The organism is Methylobacter marinus A45 (assembly GCF_000383855.1).
In the GTDB taxonomy this organism is placed as follows: Bacteria; Pseudomonadota; Gammaproteobacteria; order Methylococcales; family Methylomonadaceae; genus Methylobacter; species Methylobacter marinus.
Window position 1 is genome coordinate 216,644 of sequence record NZ_KB912877.1, and the last position, 21,476, is coordinate 238,119.

At 50.2% G+C, this 21,476-nt stretch carries 15 protein-coding genes; 10 read left to right on the forward strand and 5 right to left on the reverse strand.

The features are described from left to right. Positions 1 to 235 precede the first annotated feature (235 nt). The 3 genes from METMA_RS26125 to ettA all read left to right on the forward strand — a co-directional run bounded on the left by METMA_RS26125 (position 236) and on the right by ettA (position 2,990). The gene (locus METMA_RS26125; protein ID WP_020157177.1) at positions 236 to 445 is read left to right on the forward strand and encodes a cold-shock protein; all 210 of its coding nucleotides are present in this window, start codon (positions 236 to 238) and stop codon (positions 443 to 445) included. A 342-nt stretch (positions 446 to 787) separates the two neighbouring features. Further along, complete coding sequence (locus tag METMA_RS0100950) at positions 788 to 1,261, forward strand: SRPBCC family protein (RefSeq protein WP_020157178.1); 474 nt, start codon at positions 788 to 790, stop codon at positions 1,259 to 1,261. Positions 1,262 to 1,325: 64 nt separating this feature from the next. Further along, positions 1,326 to 2,990 carry an energy-dependent translational throttle protein EttA gene (gene ettA / locus METMA_RS0100955; RefSeq protein ID WP_027146932.1) on the forward strand — a complete coding sequence of 555 codons (1,665 nt, stop codon included), beginning with the start codon at positions 1,326 to 1,328 and terminating at the stop codon, positions 2,988 to 2,990. A 61-nt stretch (positions 2,991 to 3,051) separates the two neighbouring features. Here ettA and tusC read toward each other — a convergent pair whose 3' ends face one another. Together tusC and tusD are read right to left on the reverse strand one after the other, a co-directional pair. Further along, positions 3,052 to 3,408 carry a sulfurtransferase complex subunit TusC gene (gene tusC, locus METMA_RS0100960; RefSeq protein WP_020157180.1) on the reverse strand — a complete coding sequence of 119 codons (357 nt, stop codon included), beginning with the start codon at positions 3,406 to 3,408 and terminating at the stop codon, positions 3,052 to 3,054. Between the two features lie 5 nt (positions 3,409 to 3,413). Then, positions 3,414 to 3,803: a sulfurtransferase complex subunit TusD gene (gene tusD / locus METMA_RS0100965; RefSeq protein WP_020157181.1), complete on the reverse strand. Its 390-nt coding sequence runs from the start codon at positions 3,801 to 3,803 to the stop codon at positions 3,414 to 3,416. 171 nt (positions 3,804 to 3,974) lie between these two features. Here tusD and METMA_RS0100970 point away from each other — a divergent pair, with 171 nt between their 5' ends. Next, positions 3,975 to 5,429, forward strand: coding sequence for a beta-barrel assembly-enhancing protease (locus METMA_RS0100970; RefSeq protein ID WP_020157182.1), 1,455 nt, complete (start codon positions 3,975 to 3,977; stop codon positions 5,427 to 5,429). Positions 5,430 to 5,880: 451 nt separating this feature from the next. Here the strand turns inward: METMA_RS0100970 and METMA_RS0100980 are convergent, their stop codons facing one another. Further along, positions 5,881 to 8,193 carry a TonB-dependent receptor gene (locus METMA_RS0100980; protein ID WP_020157184.1) on the reverse strand — a complete coding sequence of 771 codons (2,313 nt, stop codon included), beginning with the start codon at positions 8,191 to 8,193 and terminating at the stop codon, positions 5,881 to 5,883. A gap of 315 nt (positions 8,194 to 8,508) precedes the next feature. Here METMA_RS0100980 and METMA_RS0100985 point away from each other — a divergent pair, with 315 nt between their 5' ends. Further along, on the forward strand, positions 8,509 to 9,459 hold the full coding sequence (locus METMA_RS0100985; protein WP_020157185.1) for a ZIP family metal transporter: 951 nt from the start codon (positions 8,509 to 8,511) through the stop codon (positions 9,457 to 9,459). A gap of 83 nt (positions 9,460 to 9,542) precedes the next feature. After that, entirely contained in the window at positions 9,543 to 10,190 is a 648-nt protein-coding gene (locus tag METMA_RS0100990) for a TMEM165/GDT1 family protein (RefSeq protein ID WP_369798170.1), read from the forward strand. A gap of 73 nt (positions 10,191 to 10,263) precedes the next feature. Here METMA_RS0100990 and METMA_RS0100995 read toward each other — a convergent pair whose 3' ends face one another. Then, a complete protein-coding gene (locus tag METMA_RS0100995) occupies positions 10,264 to 10,875 on the reverse strand; it encodes a DVUA0089 family protein (protein ID WP_020157187.1) in 612 nt (203 codons plus the stop codon). Positions 10,876 to 11,165: 290 nt separating this feature from the next. After that, on the reverse strand, positions 11,166 to 11,882 hold the full coding sequence (locus METMA_RS0101000; protein ID WP_020157188.1) for a helix-turn-helix transcriptional regulator: 717 nt from the start codon (positions 11,880 to 11,882) through the stop codon (positions 11,166 to 11,168). A gap of 291 nt (positions 11,883 to 12,173) precedes the next feature. Here METMA_RS0101000 and gcvT point away from each other — a divergent pair, with 291 nt between their 5' ends. The 4 genes from gcvT to METMA_RS0101020 all read left to right on the forward strand — a co-directional run bounded on the left by gcvT (position 12,174) and on the right by METMA_RS0101020 (position 21,422). Further along, on the forward strand, positions 12,174 to 13,262 hold the full coding sequence (gene gcvT, locus METMA_RS0101005) for a glycine cleavage system aminomethyltransferase GcvT (RefSeq protein ID WP_020157189.1): 1,089 nt from the start codon (positions 12,174 to 12,176) through the stop codon (positions 13,260 to 13,262). 4 nt (positions 13,263 to 13,266) lie between these two features. Beyond that, positions 13,267 to 16,161 carry an aminomethyl-transferring glycine dehydrogenase gene (gcvP, locus tag METMA_RS0101010; RefSeq protein ID WP_027146934.1) on the forward strand — a complete coding sequence of 965 codons (2,895 nt, stop codon included), beginning with the start codon at positions 13,267 to 13,269 and terminating at the stop codon, positions 16,159 to 16,161. Between the two features lie 1,434 nt (positions 16,162 to 17,595). Beyond that, positions 17,596 to 20,292 carry a SpoIIE family protein phosphatase gene (locus tag METMA_RS0101015; RefSeq protein WP_020157191.1) on the forward strand — a complete coding sequence of 899 codons (2,697 nt, stop codon included), beginning with the start codon at positions 17,596 to 17,598 and terminating at the stop codon, positions 20,290 to 20,292. A 2-nt stretch (positions 20,293 to 20,294) separates the two neighbouring features. Beyond that, on the forward strand, positions 20,295 to 21,422 hold the full coding sequence (locus METMA_RS0101020; protein ID WP_020157192.1) for a PhnD/SsuA/transferrin family substrate-binding protein: 1,128 nt from the start codon (positions 20,295 to 20,297) through the stop codon (positions 21,420 to 21,422). Positions 21,423 to 21,476 lie beyond the last annotated feature (54 nt).

Consider the following 21,476-nt stretch of genomic DNA (forward strand, 5'->3'; position numbering starts at 1 on the left):
TAGTCAGCTTTTATGCGCATTTTTTACTGGTCCGGATTTTTTCTGCATCCCGCTTTTCAGCCCGGATAACAGCGGTCTTCAATTTGATCAAAATATTAATTTTTTATGTTTTGCTCTGCCAGTATTTTTAGTGCTACTATTGGCTGCGGTAAAAAGTTTGAGCCGGCTTTATTGTTAAGGCTGGGATTTATAACGCCAACTGAAATTGGCGATTTTTTTAAGTTAAGAGTGTAATATGTCAGAGCAAGTCGTAGGTACCGTTAAGTGGTTCAATGATGAAAAAGGGTTTGGATTTATTGAACAAGAAGGTGGCAAAGATGTTTTTGTTCATCACAGTGCAATTAACGGCACCGGCCGCAAAACCTTGCGCGAAGGCCAAAAAGTTACCATGCAGGTAACCCAAGGCCAAAAAGGCCCGCAAGCTGAAAATGTAACCCCAGCGTAACAAATCTAAATCGGCCCAAGAGTCGCCTGACTTTTGGGCTTTAGTTTAGTAAATAGCAATAATGCAACCCCTTTCTCGGTAAAATCTACCGGTCATCCGTCAGCAAACCCAAAGATCACTTAGGTTTATTAACGGGTACTCCGCATATTTCAAAGCCATAGCCGGCATTTTTGCCCCGGCAAGGCTGCTACGTCCTTATCTTTTAGCGTTACCATTTTATGTTATCGCTGATCCAAACTGATCGAATCACATTCCGATTACCGGCTTTTCCAAGCCGTGCGGCTATTTGTGTTATCACTGAAAAATCATACTATATCAATATCCAATTACAGAGCCTTTGCCATGCCCGAGTTTTCCTTAAACACAACCTGGCTGATTCCCGCTTCCGTTGAAGCGGTCTGGTCGCGCCTGATCGATACCGAGAACTGGCCGTCCTGGTGGAAATACGTGGCATCCGTTGAAGAAATAGAACCGGGGGATGCAACCGGCCTCAATAATGTCAGACAGTATTGCTGGCGTACCAGCCTGCCATACAGCTTGTTAGTAAATTTACGTGTTACCGAAATACAGCCTCTCCGTCTTGTCACTGTAAACGTAAGCGGAGATTTACAAGGTTGTGGCCGCTGCCAATTATATTCGGATTCTGTTACCCGCCAGACCAGAGTCGAGTTTAAATGGCAGGTGCAAACCTGCAAACCCTGGATGAACCGGCTTGCGGCAGTAGCCGCGCCGATTTTTGAATGGAACCATGCACGCGTGATGAAGTCTGGGGAAGAAAGTTTAATTCGGCATTTGGCAACGGTTAAAAATTCATAAATAAAATGGAATAATAGGCCGCATCAGGTTACCCTTTATCAATTTACAACTGATACGCAAAAATATGGCGCAATACATATACTCAATGAATCGGGTAGGCAAAATTGTCCCGCCCAAAAAATACATACTCAAGGATATCTCCTTATCCTTCTTTCCCGGCGCGAAGATCGGCGTGCTGGGTTTAAACGGTTCCGGTAAATCAACGCTGCTGAGAATCATGGCGGGTATCGACAAGGAAATCGAAGGCGAGGCGATTCCGCAAAAAGGCATCAATATCGGCTATCTGCCGCAAGAACCACAACTGGATCCTGATAAAACCGTACGCGGCAATGTTGAAGAAGCCGTTGCCGAAATCAAAGCGATTCTGGATCGTTTTAACGAAGTCAGCAATGCCTTTGCAGATCCCGATGCCGATTTCGATGCCTTACTGGCGGAACAGGCCGATCTGCAGGAAAAAATTGAGACTGCAGGCGCTTGGGAACTGGACAGAAAACTGGAAATCGCCGCCGATGCCCTACGCTTGCCGGACTGGGATGCGGATGTGACAAAATTATCCGGCGGAGAAAGACGGCGTGTCGCTTTATGCCGGCTGCTGCTATCTAATCCTGACATGCTGCTGCTGGATGAACCGACCAACCATCTGGACGCCGAATCGGTCGCCTGGCTGGAACGCTTTCTGCATGACTATCCCGGCACCGTTGTCGCGGTGACGCATGACCGTTATTTTCTAGATAATGTCGCAGGCTGGATTCTGGAACTGGACAGAGGCTCGGGAATCCCATGGGAAGGCAATTACTCCAGCTGGCTGGAACAAAAAGGCCGGCGACTGGAACAGGAAGAAAAGCAGGAATCCTCCCGCCAAAAAGCCATGAAAGCCGAGCTTGAATGGGTACGCTCGAACCCTAAAGGCCGTCATGCCAAAAGCAAGGCCCGTCTGGCACGCTTCGAGGAACTGTCATCGCAAGAGGTGCAGAAACGCAATGAGACCCAGGAAATTTACATTCCGCCCGGTCCGCGCCTGGGTGATGTCGTAATCGAGGCCGACAACATCAGCAAAGGCTTCGGCGATCGATTGCTGTTCAACAACTTGAACTTCAGACTGCCGCCGGGCGGCATCGTCGGCATTATCGGACCTAACGGCGCCGGTAAAACCACGCTGTTTCGCATGATGGCAGGCCTGGAGCAAGCCGACTCCGGCTCTCTGACCATGGGCCAAACCGTGGAACTGGCTTATGTTGACCAATTACGCGACGACATGGACCCGAACAAAACCGTCTTTGAAGAAATTTCCGATGGACTGGACATGATCACGGTCGGCAAATATGAAACTCCTTCGCGCTCTTATGTCGGGCGCTTTAACTTTAAAGGCGCCGATCAGCAAAAACGCATCGGCGATCTGTCCGGCGGCGAACGCAACCGCGTGCATTTGGCCAAGCTGCTGAAAACCGGCGGCAACGTGCTGCTACTCGACGAACCGACCAACGACCTCGATGTTGAAACCCTGCGCGCATTGGAAGAAGCCCTGCTCGCCTTCCCCGGCTGCGCCGTGGTTATCTCGCATGACCGCTGGTTCCTGGACAGAATCGCCACGCACATGCTGGCATTTGAAGGTGACAGTAATGTGGTCTGGTTTGAAGGCAACTATGAAGATTACGAAGCCGACCGCCATCGCCGCCTGGGAAGCGATGCCGACAACCCTCACCGGTTGAAATACAAAAAGCTAGCCTGATCGATCAACCCTTAACAGCGCGGAGCGGGATCACTACCCCGCTCCGTGTTCGATTGATTGCCTAGCCCGAAAATACAACATCATACCGTTTCATCAAACTGGCTATATCCTTTCTGTAAAACTCCCGAACCGGCAAGCACAAATCCTTTGGTTTTAATCCTCTCTCCCGCAGAGATTCGACTTCCGTATAAACATCATGCACCTCATAGATCTCCAGCGCTTTAAAGATAGCCGCGATATCCTTCATGCCGGCGATATCGGGCTGCTGGCCGTTTTTTAACTGAAAAACACCATCATCGAGTAGCAGTATACCGACCTGCTGATCGAATGCCGCCGTCGTCAGGATAATATCCAGCATTTCCTGAACCTGAGCGCCGCTGTGCGCCGGCTTGCGCAATACGAACAAATATTTCTTCATTTTTCTCAACCAAAGACAATAAAGCGATCAGCTTCCAGCGTGGCTTCAACCAGCTGCCCCAATCCTGAAATGCGGAAGCCCTCGGCCAGATCGTTATCCATCTTGCCCTGCCTTTTGGCCTCATCGGCACATAATAATCCGCGCCGTTGCGCGGCAGAGATACAAACGACCAAATCCAGTTGGTACTGCCGCGCCAGCTCGCTCCACTGCGCCGTAAACTGAAGCTCGTCATCGGGTGGCGTGGCATATTTAAAAGCGTGATAAATACCGTCCTGGTAAAAAAACACCCGAAATACTTCGTGTCCTTGCGCCAGCACGGCCTTGATAAATTGGTAAGCCGTATGACCTGTATTTGACTGATAAGGGCTGTTATTGATTTGAATGGCGAATTTCATGATTAAAGAAATGGTTAAACATGGAACAAATAGGTCCTGAGTTCTATCAGAGAGTGCTGTTGATAGCGGTAACCCACGCCTATTATAATCTTATAAAATACCAATCGCTGGCTGACAAGCCGTCATTTCATTGTTACCGGAACCAATCCTGCCTTACTCAGTCTCATCGCCATGAAATTTAAACCATCTGCTTTAACGCTAGCCTTGGGCCTTGCCCTGTTTCCCGCAGCCCAGCAAGCTGTTGAGATTGATAAAATTGAACTGCCTGACATGGGCGATTCTTCCGGCACGCTGATTACCCCGGCACAGGAACAAGAACTCGGCGCGGCCTTTTTCAGAAGTCTGCACAGCCAGATCACTATCAGCCAGGATCCTGAAATACAGCAGTATATTCAGTCCATCGGCCAACGGCTCGCCACCAATAGCGATACCCCGGGCTATCCTTTCCATTTCTTTGTGGTCATGGAAAATCAGATCAACGCATTTGCCGGTCCCGGGGGCTACATCGGCGTGAATTCCGGACTTATTTTAACGACTGAAGCCGAAAGCGAACTGGCCTCGGTCATGGCGCATGAGGTTGCTCACGTCACCCAGCGCCACCTATACCGCGCCTTTGAGGCCGCCAGCCGTTTATCGATTCCTACCGCCGCCGCGACACTGGCCGCCATTTTATTAGGCACGCAATCACCGGCTCTCGGGCAAGCCGCGCTCATGGCCATTCAGGCCGGCAGCGTTCAGTTTCAAATTGATTTTACCCGCGAAAACGAGGCGGAAGCCGATCGGGTCGGCATGCAGACACTGGCCAGTTCGCACTATGATCCTCGCAGCATGCCCACGTTCTTCGAGCGCTTACAACAGTCAAGCCGTTATTATGGCCATGATGTTCCGGAATTTTTAAGAACCCACCCGGTGACCACTTCGCGTATCTCCGATACCCGAGGCCGCGCGGAAACTTATCCGTATAAACAATATCCGGATTCGCTCGGCTATCAGCTCACCAAAGCCAAACTGCGCGTAATAACAGCAACCGATATTGCCGCTGCCGGCAAATATTTTCAATCGCGCCTAACGCAAGGTACCGAAGAGCAACGTACCGTTGCCCGTTATGGCATGGGTTTAGCCCAGCTTCATGCGCAGAAATTCAATGAAGCTGAAGCCATTTTTCAACAACTGATCCATGACCACCCCAATCAGCCCCAATACGCGGCGGCACTGGCCCGCACGCTGCTTGAGGCGAAGCAATACCCCGAAGCACTCGACCTCTATCAAAAGGCGGTTCAGCGATTCCCCAATAACGACGCCATCAAACTTGAGTATATAACGTCCCTGTTGAAAGCCGGCAAAGCCGAGTCGGCCCGGAAAAACCTGCTGGCGTTAACGCCTAAAACCCAGCAAAAACCGATGTATTTGCAACTCCTGGCGCAAATCTATAGCGATTTGGATCAACCGGCCGAGTCACACCGATACCTCGCGGAATATTACTATACGACAGGACAAACGAGGGACGCCATCCTGCATATCAAATTGGCCCAAAAATCAAAAGGACTCAATTTTTATCTGTCCTCTATTCTTAACGAGCGGCTGAATTTTTTTATGAACGAGGAAGAGGAAGCCCGTCGCCAGTGAAATACTCAATGAGACATGCCGATAAAGGTCGAACATAGACATCCTTAACGGCTGCTTAATAAAAAGCACTCTTTGCCAGTGATTTTCTCTATCAGCAATCTCTAAAATAGTATAACCTCCTGTATTCATTAAGTATTTTCGAGGCGATACTATTTATCCGCAAAAATCATTATTTTTGATAGACACTACTATTTTTTTTGATATAGAATCGTCACCAGCTTAACGGAGTGAGCCCGGTTTAATCACCGGCCAAGAGGAGGATTAGCCTTTCAGGCTATTGATAACAATAATAAAATGAGTAATTCTGCTTGAGTAAAGTTGTGCCACGCGCAACAAGATAATAAAAATAATAAAGCTCAAATATGCCCGCTTCATGCGGGCTTTTTATTGCCTGTAACTTATACAAAAATCCTTGCCATAAGTTCCGAGCATCCCTGCTCAATCTGGAACCTTATATGCTCAAACGCACGCCAATCCATCCGGCTCTTGGTGCGCCAGGCGAGACGAAGCGGCCGCTATCGAAAGCATCACCCAATACTTCATCAGCCTCCCCATAGACACCGAAAGAGGCATAGTCCTTATCGAAAATATTGTCGACCCTGCCGAACAAAGCCAGGTGTTTGTTGACCCTATACTCCGCCTTGGCATTGAACAGCCAGTAGCCGGCCAACTTGGCAGTGGTATTCGCCTCGTCGCCTCTAAAGAACTGATCGCCGCTATACAGACCATCGATACCCAACGACAGGCGCTTCCATAAATCCACTCCGAGCGACGCTTTGAAGATATGCTCGGGCATGCCCGGAATCCGATTGCCGCGCTTCACTTGAGCCGCCTCGTCATTATCCAGCGGGTTTTGAATAGTGAAACCGTCCATAAAGCGTGCATTCAGATAAGTGTAGTTGGTCGCAAAATGCCAGTCATCAATATTACTGAATAATTGCGCATAGTTAAGCGTAGTGCCGGCTTCTATGCCGTAACGACGCGTTTGTCCGACATTGCTGAAGAACCCCTCGCTGATACTGTCGCCGCCACGGTTAAAGATGATATCGTCATGGTTGACGGTATGGAAATAACCCAGATTCCATTTCATATCGCCTCTTTCCAGAAACTGATCGAAATTACCACGAAAACCGCCTTCCCAGGTTTTAGCGACAACCTGATCCAGTGGAGGGTCGGCTACAAACGCATTCGGCAGACGGCAAGGATCGTCCTCATCGGCGCAGCTTAATTCCATCGGCGTCGGTGCCCGTGAAGACTCACTGTAACTGCCGTACATGCCGACGTTGTCGAGAATCTGATAAGTAAAGCCGGCTGAAGGATTAAAGCGCTCGAAGCTATGCTTGCCGCTCAATTTGTCTTCGCCGTCGATGAACTGGTTGGCCATAGTGATGCCGACATGATTATAACGTCCGGCCAGGGTAACGGCCAGATCGTCAGTTACCGAGAAGGTATCACTCAGATAAAAGCCATAAGTCTCGGTAGTGGTGTTCAAGCGCACCCGGGCATCCTTAACCAGAATACCGCTGCCCACCGTACCGCGGTCATCGGTCAGACGCGCCAGTTCCGTGTCGGAATTGAAATGCACATCGGCGTAATCATAGCTGGCGCCGACAATCAAATTGTTTTCATGATTAAACCAATCATGCTTGAACATCGACTGCAGAGTACCGCCACGGCTGCGCATATTGGTGGCGCTGGTATTGTTGGTGGCGCCTTCAACGCTTTCATCTTCGGTCACCAGGTTGCCGTTGATGTCGATAACCGGAAATTCGCCTGATTCATCGCACAGAAAACCGCTGTCATCTTCACAGCCATCAAAATCGCTGTCATCGCCGTTAAAGGTTTTGATCCGGTTCTGCCGAAAATAGGCGTTGCCGCTCACTTCGATTTCATCGGTCACATCATAGCTACCGGCCAGTTCGGAAAAAAACAGGCGGGTGATGGTTTGATCGGGATGCGTGAACACGGCTTTTCTGCCTTGCTCCAGCAACTGCTCCGGCGCCGCGCCGTTACCCTTCATGTCGTTATCGTTGGCGGCCAGCGTCAGATCCAGTTCTCCCCGATCATTCTGCCAGCTTAATGTACCCAGCACCTGCTTGGCGCGCGTGGGAGAGAAATCACGCCAGCCTTGTTCGCCGAAATTGTGCACGTCGAGGAAATAGCCCCAGGTACCGTTGTTGCCGCCGCTGGTTAACTCTTCCGAATGCCGGTCCCATGACCCGCCATAGATTTCCAGTTGATGGCCGGGCGCGGTAAAGCCGGTTTTGGTTTTGACCGCTATGGCGCCGCCCAGCGTGTTCAAACCATATATTGGATTGGAACCCGGCACCAGTGTCATCGTATCGATTGCACCTTTAGGAATCAGGTCCCAGTTAACCGTATCGCCGAAAGGCTCATTAAACCGGACTCCGTTCAAATAAGTCGACAAGCCTTGCGGCAAGCCCAGCAAAGGTGAGGCAACAAAGCCGCGGTAATAAACATCAGGCTGCAGCGGATTGTTCTGCGCTTCATTGATATGCACACTGCCCAGATAGCGGCTGATGTATTCATTCAGTGACAGACTCTGCGCCTTTTCCAATTGCTCGGATGTCACTGTCTGGATATTGGCCGGTATCTTATCGGCATCGACGCCACTGCCCGGCAATGGCGTAACGCCTATTACATCAACGGTTTCAAGCTTGATTTTCGGTTGCTCTTCCGCCATAACAGCAGTCAGTGAGGACAAGCTAAACAGCCCCACCGCTCCGTAAATAATTTTTTTCATTCCACCCCCAAATTAGTTGAGCGCGAAATGATAGTCAAACCAATGGATAAGTTATAGGGGGGCTTGAAAAAAAGGAAATATTCCTAGTCAATGCGTTATGTGAAGATTTGCCGTAGTATCTATAGGCATCAATTTATTGCCTTCATAACGCCTCTACATCGTTGCATGAATAGGTCAATAACGGCTAATAAAAATTAACCTCGAGCCGTAGGATTAACCATTGATTTTTAACAACCACACAACCTTAAGGTATTTAGATATAATGCCAAACACAATAACTACAATTATTCCGACCAGTTACCCTAGGCAAAGCTTATGACAATCACTATTAATACTGTCACAAAATTGCAACGCTCTCTTGAACATCAAATAGCTCGTATAAAATCCAGCGAAAATTATCAAAAGCTGCAGGCCATGCCGCCATTAAAGCGCTGGGCTATTGTCGCCGGGCTGTTTTTGTTATCCCAGCTAGTTATATTCGGCGCTTTGTATTTAGCTTTCGACAAAATCGTAGTCATCGGCTTTTTCGCCAGCATTCTGGCTGGTCTGGCAACTGGCCTTGGCGCCCTTCCCGCCCTGTTTTTCAAAAATATTTCAACCAATCTGTTCAATACCATGCTTGGCGCGGCGGCCGGCGTGATGCTCGCGGCAACGGCCTTTTCCCTGCTGGTTCCCGGCATGGACTATGGCAACTTGATCTGGCCCGGCAACGGCATCTACGTTGTATCCATCGGCATGCTGGTCGGCGGGCTATTTCTGCATTATGCCGACCGTCAATTGCCTCATGTTCATTTTGATACCATTGCCGATGCGCAACTGACGTCATTAAATAAAATCTGGCTGTTTATTATCGCCATAACGATTCACAATTTTCCTGAAGGCATGTCGGTCGGCGTCAGCTTTGGTTCAGGGGAAATCAAAAACGGCGTGATTCTGGCTGTCGCCATTGCCCTGCAAAATATTCCTGAAGGCCTGGCCGTTGCCTTACCGCTGGTAGGCCTCGGTTATAACCGTTGGAAAGCCATCGGCATCGCAACAGTCACCGGCCTGGTAGAGCCGGTCGGCGGCCTGCTGGGTATCACCATGGTCACCCTGTTTGAACCGGTATTGCCAATTGCCATGGGATTTGCCGCCGGCGCCATGCTGTTTGTCATCAGCGAGGAAATCATTCCGGAATCGCATTCTAATGGCCGCTCACGTTATGCGACTTTTGCCTTAATGATCGGCTTCATCATCATGATGGTGCTGGATAATTTACTCGGCTAATAACTACTCCATATCCACCATAAACTATAAAGGCGATCCGCCGGTCGCCTTTATGCTATCCACAGAGACAAAAATTGGACAATCTGCAAAACCTTCTTCAAAACTATTTACAGCACTTTTTGTCTTTACTGGCTTCCAGCAATTTCGCTGAAATCTCGGCAACAGCCACTGCCAGCTTTGCCTTGATCGTGGCGGCCGAAATCGGCGACAAAAGCCAACTGGTCTGCATGACCCTGGCATCAAGACATAGAGCCATGCCGGTTCTGTTCGGCGCCATTGGCGCCTTCGCTTTTTTGAACACACTGGCCGTGGTTTTCGGTATAGCCATCGCCAAGTGGTTGCCTGAATATATCGTCGCTGCTTCTGTCGCCTTCCTGTTTGCCGCCTTTGGCATCCATGCACTGCGCGTGGACGAAGATGATGACGATGAAGAAATCAAGGAAAAAAGCGGTCACAGCATTTTTTTCACCACGTTCCTGTTGATCACCTTCGCTGAATTCGGCGACAAAACGCAACTGGCCGTTGTCGCCTTAAGCAGCACCGCTTCTCCGATTGCCGTATGGCTGGGTTCCACCATCGCCCTGGCCTCTACATCGGCCTTGGGCATTCTGGCCGGCCGTACCATTCTGCAAAAAATCCCATTAGTGCTGCTGCACAAAATCAGTGGTGCCATTTTTCTGATACTGGCTGTGCTTGCGGGCTACAGGGCCTATGTCAGTTACACCGGCTGACCACAAAAAAGGCAATAAAAAAAACCGCCTTCTGGCTTATCCGAAAGGCGGTTTTGCGTGGGAAGATAACAGGTTAAACCGATGCCGCTAACGCCTGCGCGCGTTTGCGATTGAAACCCATCAATACCATTAGACCCGAGCCAAACAGCCAGACAGCCGCTGGCACAGGAACTCCGCTGATAACAACTTTATCATCATAGGTTAAATTAACCCGCCAAAATGCTCCCATATTCTGAAAGTTCGCTGGCTGGTCCCAGTCAGCTAACGCAATTGGCGTTTCTCCATCAAACAGGAAACCAGCTGAAATATTGTCCCCTTGCGCCCAATTGCTGAATGCCGCGACAGTAAAAAAATAATCACCCGCAGGAAGAGAGAAAAACGCCAATCCTGAATCGTATCTGGTTTGATCCCGGGCAATTGCAGGATTGTCATCATTCTCATCAATCAACTCGCCCGTAGCTTGGTTCCATAACGCTGTTATTGGATCAAAGTTAGCCCCATCCTGAAACGAATCAGTCCATAGCTTTACGTTATATGCTTCATTAACGAGCGAGAAATTTATCCTTGCAATATCGTTATGGTTTTCAAAATTGCCATCGAAACTGAATTTGAACGACGCAGCACTCGCCGCATTAGCCCCGAGCAGGGTTAAACATAGCAGAACGGAACGCAAAGTTTTTTTCACAAAACCCCCAATTAAACAACACCTAAAAGTCCGCCGGTTAACTATTTTGTTTTTAGTTTTATTATTGGCAGATCCTGGAAAAATATTAGCAGATAGTGAAAAAAATGGTTATTTTATTAGCGTTAAAAACGGGAAAGAAATATACCTCGCAATCGAGGCAGTATTTCTGTTAATGCAGTCGTGCTCACACCCCTTACCTACATTCCTGTAGGCAACGCCGAAGAGGGACGGAAAGACCCGTCAGTTGCAGGAGTTATAAAATAAGCGGCAAACCGTAAAAACCATCCTTTTTACAGTCTTGTCAGCAAAAATATCAAACGCATTAAATCCCCTTGCCTGCGGGTATTGGTTTTCTCGAAAACTTTTTTCAACTGACTGCGGGCGGTATTGTCGGTGACATCGTATTTTTGACTGTATTCAGCCAGCGATAAACCGTCAGCCAAGGCCAGGCATAACCTTAATTCAGCAGCCGTCAAACTGAATAAATCCTGAAATGCCCGCCATTGTTCCTCGGAATAACAACCGGGATCGCATAATATCGCCATGATCTTCAGTCCGTCTTCATCAACTGGCGATGGCTGCATCGGAAAACAACTCAATAACAACGGCGAACTGTCGCTACGTTCCAACAGCAGAATACAACTTCTGGTCCGCCGAAGATTGTCTGACTGGGAGGAATTGACAGTGCCGGGAACTGATTCCGCCAACCCTTTGAGAAATGCCTTGAATTGATTCGCATTATGCGAGTCTAGCAAAGTGAATTTCGGTTCTAGCCGCAGAGGTACCGCATCGTCTTCAAGAAGCTCGTCAACTTTTTTCGAGTGGTACAGCACCCGCGCCTGGCTATCTAACAACACGACATGGCGGCCGAAAGTTTCGAACGAAGAGAAGATATTCTGAAAATGTTCGGCCTGGTAATCGGAAGCACGACGAAATTGCCTACGGCGCTCGACTCGCGGCGGATTATTTGCATTTGCCGGATCAGGAGGTACAGATTTGTTGGTCATAGGTATATTACGATTGCGTATTATTGTTTATTTTTTCGCTGCCATAAGGTAGCGAACTGTTCTAATCATGCTCAGGCGATTTGACACATGCATAGGCTAATCAACTCGTCCTTAGCCAGGCCTCGGAAGAAGGCAATATATTTATGAGTCAACTCAAATTGATGGGTTAGAGCTATTGTAATCGTAAAACTCTGAATCGACATCATGGAATTATAAGTTTAGCTGATTATCTTGGTTTCACCTGCCCCCGGCGTTACACTAAGGTTATTGCCGACACGCGGAGACATAATTGTGACCACGTTAAATCAAACGCCGCTTTACAATCTTCATCTTGAACTGGGCGCCAGAATGGTGCCATTTGCCGGCTACCAAATGCCGGTGCATTACCGCAAAGGCACCCTGCATGAACACCGGCACTGCCGCAATTATGCCGGTTTTTTCGACATCTCCCACATGGGCCAATATCTGATTCTGGGGGATTCAGCCGCCAGCGAACTGGAAAAACTGACACCCAGCGACATCACCGGACTTGCCCCCTATCAGCAACGCTATACCGTTTTGACCAACGACAATGGCGGCATTATTGACGACATTGTCGCAACACGTCTAACTTCCGGGCTCATGGTCATTGTCAATGCAGCCTGTAAAGACAAAGATTTTGAACATTTTAAAGTTCATTTAACTGACCGCTGTCATTTTAAGGAGTTGAACGATCAGGCACTGTTTGCCCTGCAAGGACCTGCCGCAATAGCAGTCATACAGAAATTTTCCACGACGGCGGCCGGCTTATCGTTCATGCACGCCTGTGAAGCCGAAATCCATGATGTCAAATGTACGATCAGCCGCAGCGGCTATACCGGCGAAGACGGTTTTGAAATTTCGGTGGCCAGCGAGCAGGCAGAACGTCTGGCCCGCTTGCTGCTAGCTCAAGAGACGGTGGAAGCCGTCGGCCTCGGCGCACGCGACAGCTTACGACTAGAAGCAGGACTTTGCCTGTACGGGCATGAGCTTGATGAAACGATCACGCCCGTGGAAGCCGGTTTGCGCTGGCTGGTTAAAAAAGGTCACACCACGTTTCCAGGTGCCGGCAGAATTCTGGCGCAACTACGCCAGGGCACGGAAAAGAGCCGTGTCGGCCTACTGGTCGAAAGCAAAATACCGGTGCGCGAAGGCTGCATTATTACCAATGAAACCGGCGATGCCATCGGCCATGTCACCAGCGGCGGTTTTTCCCCCAGCCTCGGCCGGCCGATCGCCATGGCGATGCTGCACAATCCGGCGCCGGATGCAGGCAGCATACTATACGCACGGGTCCGTGATCATCAGGTTCCGGTCACGCTTACAGAATTGCCTTTTATCCCTCATCGCTACAAGAGATAAAACCATGCCCTCACCTCGTCTTAGCCTGGACAAACTGGAAATGCGCGGTAATTTCATCCACCGCCATATCGGCCCCGATCAACAGCAAATTCAGGACATGCTCGCCGAACTCGGCTTGAGCGAACTGGATGACATCATCGAGCAAGCCATTCCGGACGATATTCTCAACGACGAACCGCTGAAACTAACGGAAACGATCAGCGAGCGCGCCGTGCTCAAATACCTGCGTAGAATGCGCGCGCGCAACAAAGTCTGCACATCCATGATCGGCATGGGCTATTACGGCACTATCATGCCGGCCGTGATCAAACGCAACATGCTGGAAAATCCCGGCTGGTACACCGCCTATACGCCCTATCAGTCCGAAGTCAGCCAGGGTCGCTTGGAAGCCTTGTTGAATTTTCAGCAAATGGTGATCGATTTGACCGGCATGGAACTGGCCAACGCTTCGCTGCTCGATGAAGCCACCGCCGCGGCCGAAGCCATGACCATGTCCCGGCGCCTGTCGAAAAGCGCGGCCAACAGCGTGTTCGTCGATCAGGACTGCCATCCGCAGACCATCGCCGTCATTCAGACCCGTGCTCGTTCCCTGGGTTATGACGTTATCGTCGGCGATCCGCATCATGGTCTGGCGAGTCACGACTTCTTCGCGTTGATCGTGCAATATCCGGGCTCGCATGGGGAAATCCATGATCTCGGCGAAGCGGCCTCGATCGCCCACAGCAAATCGGCGCTGGTCACGGTCGCGGCGGATCTACTGAGCCTGGTGCTGCTGAAGCCGCCTTCTGCCTTCGGCGCCGATATCGTGGTCGGCAATTCGCAGCGCTTTGGCGTACCGATGGGTTACGGCGGGCCGCATGCCGCGTTTTTTGCCACCCGGGACGACTATAAACGTTCCGTGCCGGGCCGCATCATCGGCGTATCCAAAGACAGCCACGGCCAGACGGCGCTGCGCATGGCCCTGCAAACGCGCGAACAGCATATCCGCCGCGATAAAGCCACCAGCAACATCTGTACGTCGCAGGTGCTGCTGGCCGTTATCGCAGGCTTTTATGCGATCTACCACGGCGCTGACGGCTTGCGCCTGATCGCCGGACGCGTGCACCGCTATGCGGAGATTCTGGCGGCCGGCATCAGGCAACTCGGCCACCACGTCATCAGCGAATGCTATTTCGACACGCTGCTGGTGCATACGCCGAATCGGGCCAAACGCATCGCCGCGCATGCCGCCGAAGCCAATATCAACATACGCATCGTCGATCCCGACCATGTCGGCATTGCGCTGGATGAAACCACCACGCGCAATGATTTAAGAGCGCTCTGGCAGGTTTTTGCATCGCCTGTTTCCACGTTGCCCGACATCAATGCGCTCGATGCGGCCATAACCGAATGCATTCCCGAAACCTTGTTACGCACCGACGCCATTCTCGAGCATCCTGTGTTCAACCGCTATCATTCGGAAACCGAAATGATGCGCTACATGCGCAAATTGGCACGCCGCGACATCGCCCTGGATCGTTCGATGATCCCGCTAGGCTCCTGCACGATGAAGCTGAATGCGGCCACCGCGATGCAGACCATTTCCTATCACGAATTCAACAGCCTGCACCCGTTCGCGCCGCTGTATCAAACCCACGGTTATCAGCAGATGTTCGCAGAACTGGAGGATATGCTCTGCGATCTGACCGGCTTCGACGCGATTTCGCTGCAACCGAATGCCGGCTCCCAGGGCGAATACACAGGCCTGCTGGTCATCCGCAAATACCATGAGATTACCGGCGAAAGCCAGCGCAACATCTGCCTGATACCGGCTTCCGCGCACGGCACGAATCCCGCCAGCGCCACCATGGCCGGGCTTAAAGTCGAGGTCGTGGCCTGCGATGAAAACGGCAATATCAGTCTGGACGATCTACAGGCAAAAATCGCCGAGCATCCCGATAAGCTGGCCGCATTGATGGTTACTTATCCGTCCACGCACGGCGTCTATGAGCAATCGTTCCGCGCTATCTGCGATCTGGTCCACCAGCATGGTGGTCAAGTCTATCTGGACGGCGCCAATTTCAACGCCCTGGTGGGTTTAAGCCGGCCCGGCAAAATCGGCGCCGATGTCGCCCATCTCAATCTGCACAAGACCTTCAGCATTCCGCATGGCGGCGGCGGTCCCGGCGTCGGCCCGATCGGCGTGCGCGCGCACCTGGCGCCTTTCCTGCCCGAGCATCCGGTGGTCAAGGGCGTCAATCCGGCCAAAGGCAAACACGGCACGATCGGCACAGTATCGGCGGCGCCATGGGGATCGGCCAGCATCCTGACCATTTCCTGGGCTTATATCGCCATGATGGGCGCGGCCGGTCTGAAACGGGCGACGTTGACGGCCATTTTGAATGCCAATTACATGGCCAGGCGCCTGACACCTTATTACCCCATCCTGTATACCGGCAAAAACGGCTGGGTCGCGCATGAGTGCATCATTGACTGCCGTGCTTTCAAGAAATCGTGCCATATTACCGTCGATGATATCGCCAAGCGCCTGATCGATTTTGGCTTTCATGCGCCGACCGTCTCGTTTCCGGTGCCCGAAACCCTGATGATCGAACCGACCGAGAGCGAGAATAAAGCCGAAATCGACCGCTTTTGCGATGCGCTGATTACGATCCGTCAGGAAATTAAAGCCATTGAGGACGGCACGGCCGACGCCGAAAACAATATTCTGCGCAATGCTCCGCATACCCATCGCTTGTTGCTGGAGGAATGGACGCGGCCTTATTCCAAACAGCAGGCTTTCTTCCCGGCCGGCCACCAACACGACGACAAATACTGGCCGCCGGTGGGACGCATCGATAACGTTTATGGCGACCGGCATCTAGTCTGCACCTGCCCGCCTTTAGAGGATTATGAGTAAACGGTATTGGCTGAATTGTTTGCGCGCCATTTAAAAGCCACACCGAAGCGTTTTAAAAATTTAAGGAATCTTTAAGCATTTTCAGTCATTATTGACAAGCAGCATTATCCGTAATAGACCGAGGTATGCACCGTGTAAGCCAAGAAATTTATTACTACACTTACCGCAATAAAAACATTATAATCAGTAAGGTTAATAACAAGCACCTATTCCGCCGACCGAACTACCAGAAAATAACCTGCCATTAAACGGGTTTGCCCCGTTTCTCCCTCGCCTGTTCAGCCGCTGTTTCCGACCAGGATTAATGACTGAGCCCACTCTTAATTTGTGATGCGGTTCACATTTCTCAACAACCATTTTAGAAAATATCTTCATTTGGGTTTATGCTCTGTTTCAACAACATGAAACGCAGCCCGTTAAATCCATGCGTCTTAAGTCCCGGGCTTAAGAGCCGACAGGGCTGTCAAAAAGTTAAGGCGAAGCCAATCCATACACGGAAAAAGCGCTGATAAGAAGCTTCCACCTGCATGCGGATAAATACAGAAGTGCTTGCCTAACGCTTTAAAGTAGTGAAATAAAACACAACCATTTCGACAAGAAGGGTTTTGCTCACAAATTAGCCTCAAATAAAAAGAGAGATAAACTCCGACAATTTTTAAAAGTCTTCATCAAGCTGGATCAGACCGCCAACTTTGGCTCTAGAATGCCAGAGCGCCTAGTGGAACCGGAATTCCCGCATGGCCAGATAACAGCACTTGATTCAAAGGCTTTTCGAACCGACTGACCCCATCGGGTACGCAGACATAAGTCCTTGCTTTGCTCGGCAATATTGCCGGCAGAGGGGTGAAGTCTGAGTTGTGTATTCGCGTTGCATGGTAATCGCTCTAGCGCCAGACATGCAGGGTTACATTTTTACACGATATAGGCTCGTAAAACTGCCCTAAGCATTAAATGCTATCGGTAAGCAGTTAGCCGCCATCGGTTTGTCATCACTGGCATCCCATGCCAATTTAGCTGAATTTTTTGGCGAGTATCCGTATTCGCTTTGTTAAAGACCGGAAACAGTCTGATTTTTATCAGTGCGGAAGCGTCTGGATATGAGCGTTTAAACGCCTCCGTGGTATTGAAGGGTCCACGCATACATTGTTTTTTAATAATTTGAATCCAAATTTGCCGTCCGGATGCCTCTCCAAATCGGCATGAAAACCAGATGTTTTTAAAATAAATATAATGATATTGATAACTTATATTTATTGCCAAATACCGGCTTGTGAATGTCGCCTTTACTCGAGACATGCATATAGCCAGTTAAAACCAGTGTGCCGGGATATTTACCTGCCTCGTCTTTTGAGGTCGGGCACTCATTGTCTGGATTAATTAGAAATCATTAAAAAAACAGATAAAGAAATAATAATAAAAAAATGAGGAACCCTTATGCAACAAACTTTTCGACGAATAATCACTTATTTGCTGAGCCAGTACATCACCGTTTTGTCGGTTCTGGCGCTAGTTAACTGTTTGACCTACTTCATTCTGACCACGGATTTATTAGAACAGGAAGGGAATATCGCTTTGGTCAGGCTGAGCAGCGATCAAAACCATTTAGTCAGCGACATCAACTTTTTAACCCTGCAACTCAACCACGTCACCGATCCCGGTAAGATTAACGCTATCCGCAGCCAGATTATCAATGATCAGGTTCTACTCAGAGACAATCTTGCCACGTTGCAAAATGGCGACCGTTTTGTGCGCAGGGGCGCCAAACTGGTGCGTGAAAAAGGTGAATTACCGGCGGAACTGAATTCAATATTTTTTGAAGAACCCATCGAACTGAGCCGCCGGATTAACAATTATCTCGAAGCTTCAAAAGCCATAGTCAATGCCTCGACCAGGAAAGAACCACTGAATCAGGCGACCCTGTTCAGACTGCACAACGAATTGTCGCCACGCGTACTGGACGGCATTGAAAAAGCAACCACGGCCTATCAAAAGCTGGGCGAACACAAACTGCGTAACACGATGAGTCTGCAAAACATCATCTTTATTATCGCATTAGGTACCCTGGCGCTGGTGGGCTCCGTATTACTCAGGCCTCTGATTGTAAAACTGCAGGAAACCACGTTTAAAATTCAGGAAGAAAAGAACTTCGCCGACAACGTGATCAACACGGCGGAAGCGCTGATTATCGGCCTTGATCCGGCAGGCAAAGTAACCTTGTTCAACCATCATGCTGAACAAAGCGTTGGTTGGGAAGAAGAGGAAATCAAGGGCAAGGACTTCTTCGGGCAGTTCATTCCAGAGCATGAACAAGCGGTTTTGAGGCAGCTGTTTGACGGCATGATGGACGGTTCCATCGAATTCGCGGATGAAGTTGAAACGCAGATGATGATTCGTAGCGGCGAGACCATCAATGTTGTTTGGCACGCGACGGTCGTTCATGACTCAAGATCCCGCCGGCCGATCATGTTCCTGGCCACGGGACTGGATATTACCGAGCGTAAACAGGCAGAACTCCAGCTGTATCAGACACACGCCGAACTGGAACAGATGAGCGCCCGTTTAAAAGGCGAAGTCGACCTTGCGGCGACATTGCAACGCTCCATTTTGCCAAGCCCCACCATCCAATTGCCCGGTATCCTGGGAGAAGCCAACCTGCTGACATCCAGTGAAGTAGGCGGTGATTATTATGACTATTATGTCGTCGACGGACACAAGACTGTGTTGCTGGTCGGTGATGTCAGCGGCCACGGGGTTGCGGCCGGCACCATGGTGAGTGCCGCGAAGGCCGGTGTTTATCCCCTGATACACACGGGAGTCAGCAACCCGGCTGAAATTCTGCAATCGTTAAACGAAACCATGCTGGCCACGGCGCATCAATCATTATTGATGACAATGGCCTGTGTCACGCTCGACGCTATTACCGGCAAACTGATTTTTGCCAATGCCGGGCATGTATTGCCTTATCTCTGGCGGCACCAGCAGCAACGCTGGGAAATACTGGAAGCGTCGGGCCTGCCGCTGGGCAAAAGCATCGATTCCGATTATTTCACGCCTTCCCTTGAATTGCAGATGGAAGTGGGCGACCGGATTTTCATGTTTACCGACGGTCTGGTGGAAGAGGAATCGCCGGATGGCGAGGCCTTCGGATACGACAGGCTGGAGCACATTCTTAACCAGTGCGGCGATGCCGAACCGGAAGTTTTACGCAGCCGCCTGATGGGAGCATTGAACCAGCATTGCGCCGGACAAGCCTTTACCGACGACATCACCATCATGCTGATCAGCCATAGTGACCGCATTATGCCGGTAGCCAGTTCGTCGGAAGAAGCCAGCGACATCATCCGTCTCTCCGATACCTTCTATCGTCGCGGCGATCATCCCATCCCGCGCATTTCCCGTGAATTTGTGGTGTTTTTTGCCGAGCAGGAATATGCCGACCTTCTGTCCCGATTCAGCCAGGATGGCATTTGCCGCGTCCTGCCGCGCCATAACAAGATCTGCGTGGATATAGGCTGGGAAAAATTGCTGAATCAGCATCACTATTCGGTTAACGATGACTTGTATACCTTGTTGCCTACCTCCCCACTAAAAAAACATTTTCAATTAACGCATACTGAAGACAAGCTGTTTATCATGGAGGAAATACAGGCCTGGCTGGCCGACCAGCAAATACTTCAGGAAGAGCACCTGGAAAGCCTGGTCGTGGCCATGGATGAGATGATTGAAAACAGCCTGTATGCGGCGCCACGCGACGGCAAAGGCGTGCCCTATTATCAAAAAGGCGTATCGCGCGAACTCTCGGAACATGAAGAAGTGCGCATCGATGTCGTCCTGACCGATAAACATATCGGCCTGATGGTGACCGATAACTGGGGCACACTGACGCCCGCCGTATTCCTGAAAAGCATCTCCCATGCCATGGATTCAGGCGTTGAAGCCGGCATAGGCGGCGCCGGGCTGTATATGCTGTGGCGTTTGTCGGATTATTTTCAAGTGCGCATCTTTCCACAACAAAAAACACAAGTCACCACATTATGGGATCTGAGCAGTCCGGTTAACATGGATACCAGTTCCGGATTTCAGTTTCTATACCACAGCAAATACGATGCTGAAAACAAGGTAGGAGTCTAATAATGACAATTTCATCTTCACTAACAATCAAACAGACTTCCAAGAACGACAACCAATACCGCTTTGATTGCGCGGGCTCCATCGACGCGCATGCCACGCCCGCCTTCAGCGTGTTCGTCGAAATACCTGCCGACGCCTCTGTCATGCTCGACTTCAGCAATATTGAACGTGTCAATTCCATGGGCTTGTCGTTATTACTGAAGCTTTTCGAGGAATGGGAAAATAACGGCACGCGCGTACAAGTGCAGAATCTCAACCGAATGGTCAGCATGCTGTTTAAAATCACCGGCCTGGGACGCTTTGTCGAAGGTGCCACAGGTCAGGAGACCTCCGGCACCAAAATGATTGATCCGGCGCCGCCCGCGCATATTCACAAGGCCGATGCCGACAGCGAAACGCCGGCAAACAAATCAAAACTGAATTTTGTCGCCAGTCTGCAGACCGGCAGCCAATTGAGCGGCTGGTATTTATTGAATACCTATCTGCAACGGCGCATGCAAAAAGTCATCCATTTTGAACAAGCCCAGGATGTTAAAAATATTACGCCTGATATCTTGTTCAGCAAGCCCTTCGAAGCCTGCGCCATGATGAAAAAAGGCTTTATTCCGTTGATGCGGCCGATCGCCGAGGCGGATGAAGTCGTCATACTCAGCCGTTCCGACGATAAACGGACCTTGTCCGATATGAAAGCCGCCAATGTCGTCACCGCCACGGAAGCCAGTTTCGTTTATCTGTTGGGCCGGTTTTTATGCGATGAAAGCGGTGTTGATTCGGCAAAATTCAACTATCATTTTTCCGGCAACGAAATCAAGGCGCTGCAAATGCTGATCAGGAAACAGGCCGATCTTTTGTTTGTACTGAAAAAAACCTACGAGAACCTGTCATCGCTAAGCCGCAAAAACGTACGGCAACTGGATGCCAGCGACACCAACTTTACCTTTCATTTATTCAGCATCGCCCCTTACCTGCAGGCCGAAGGCGATGTTTTAGGCCCTATCCTGCAAGACATGGAGAACGATGAGCAGGGCAAACAAATATTGCAGGACCTTCAATTTCAAGGTTGGTGCAAACCGGAGCAAGGCGAATTGAATATGCTGCAAATGGTTTTCGACCGCTATGTAGAAAGCTAAACACGCCTCAATGGCCGTCCGGGCGCGGGTAAACGCCTGGACGGCCAGGCGCCT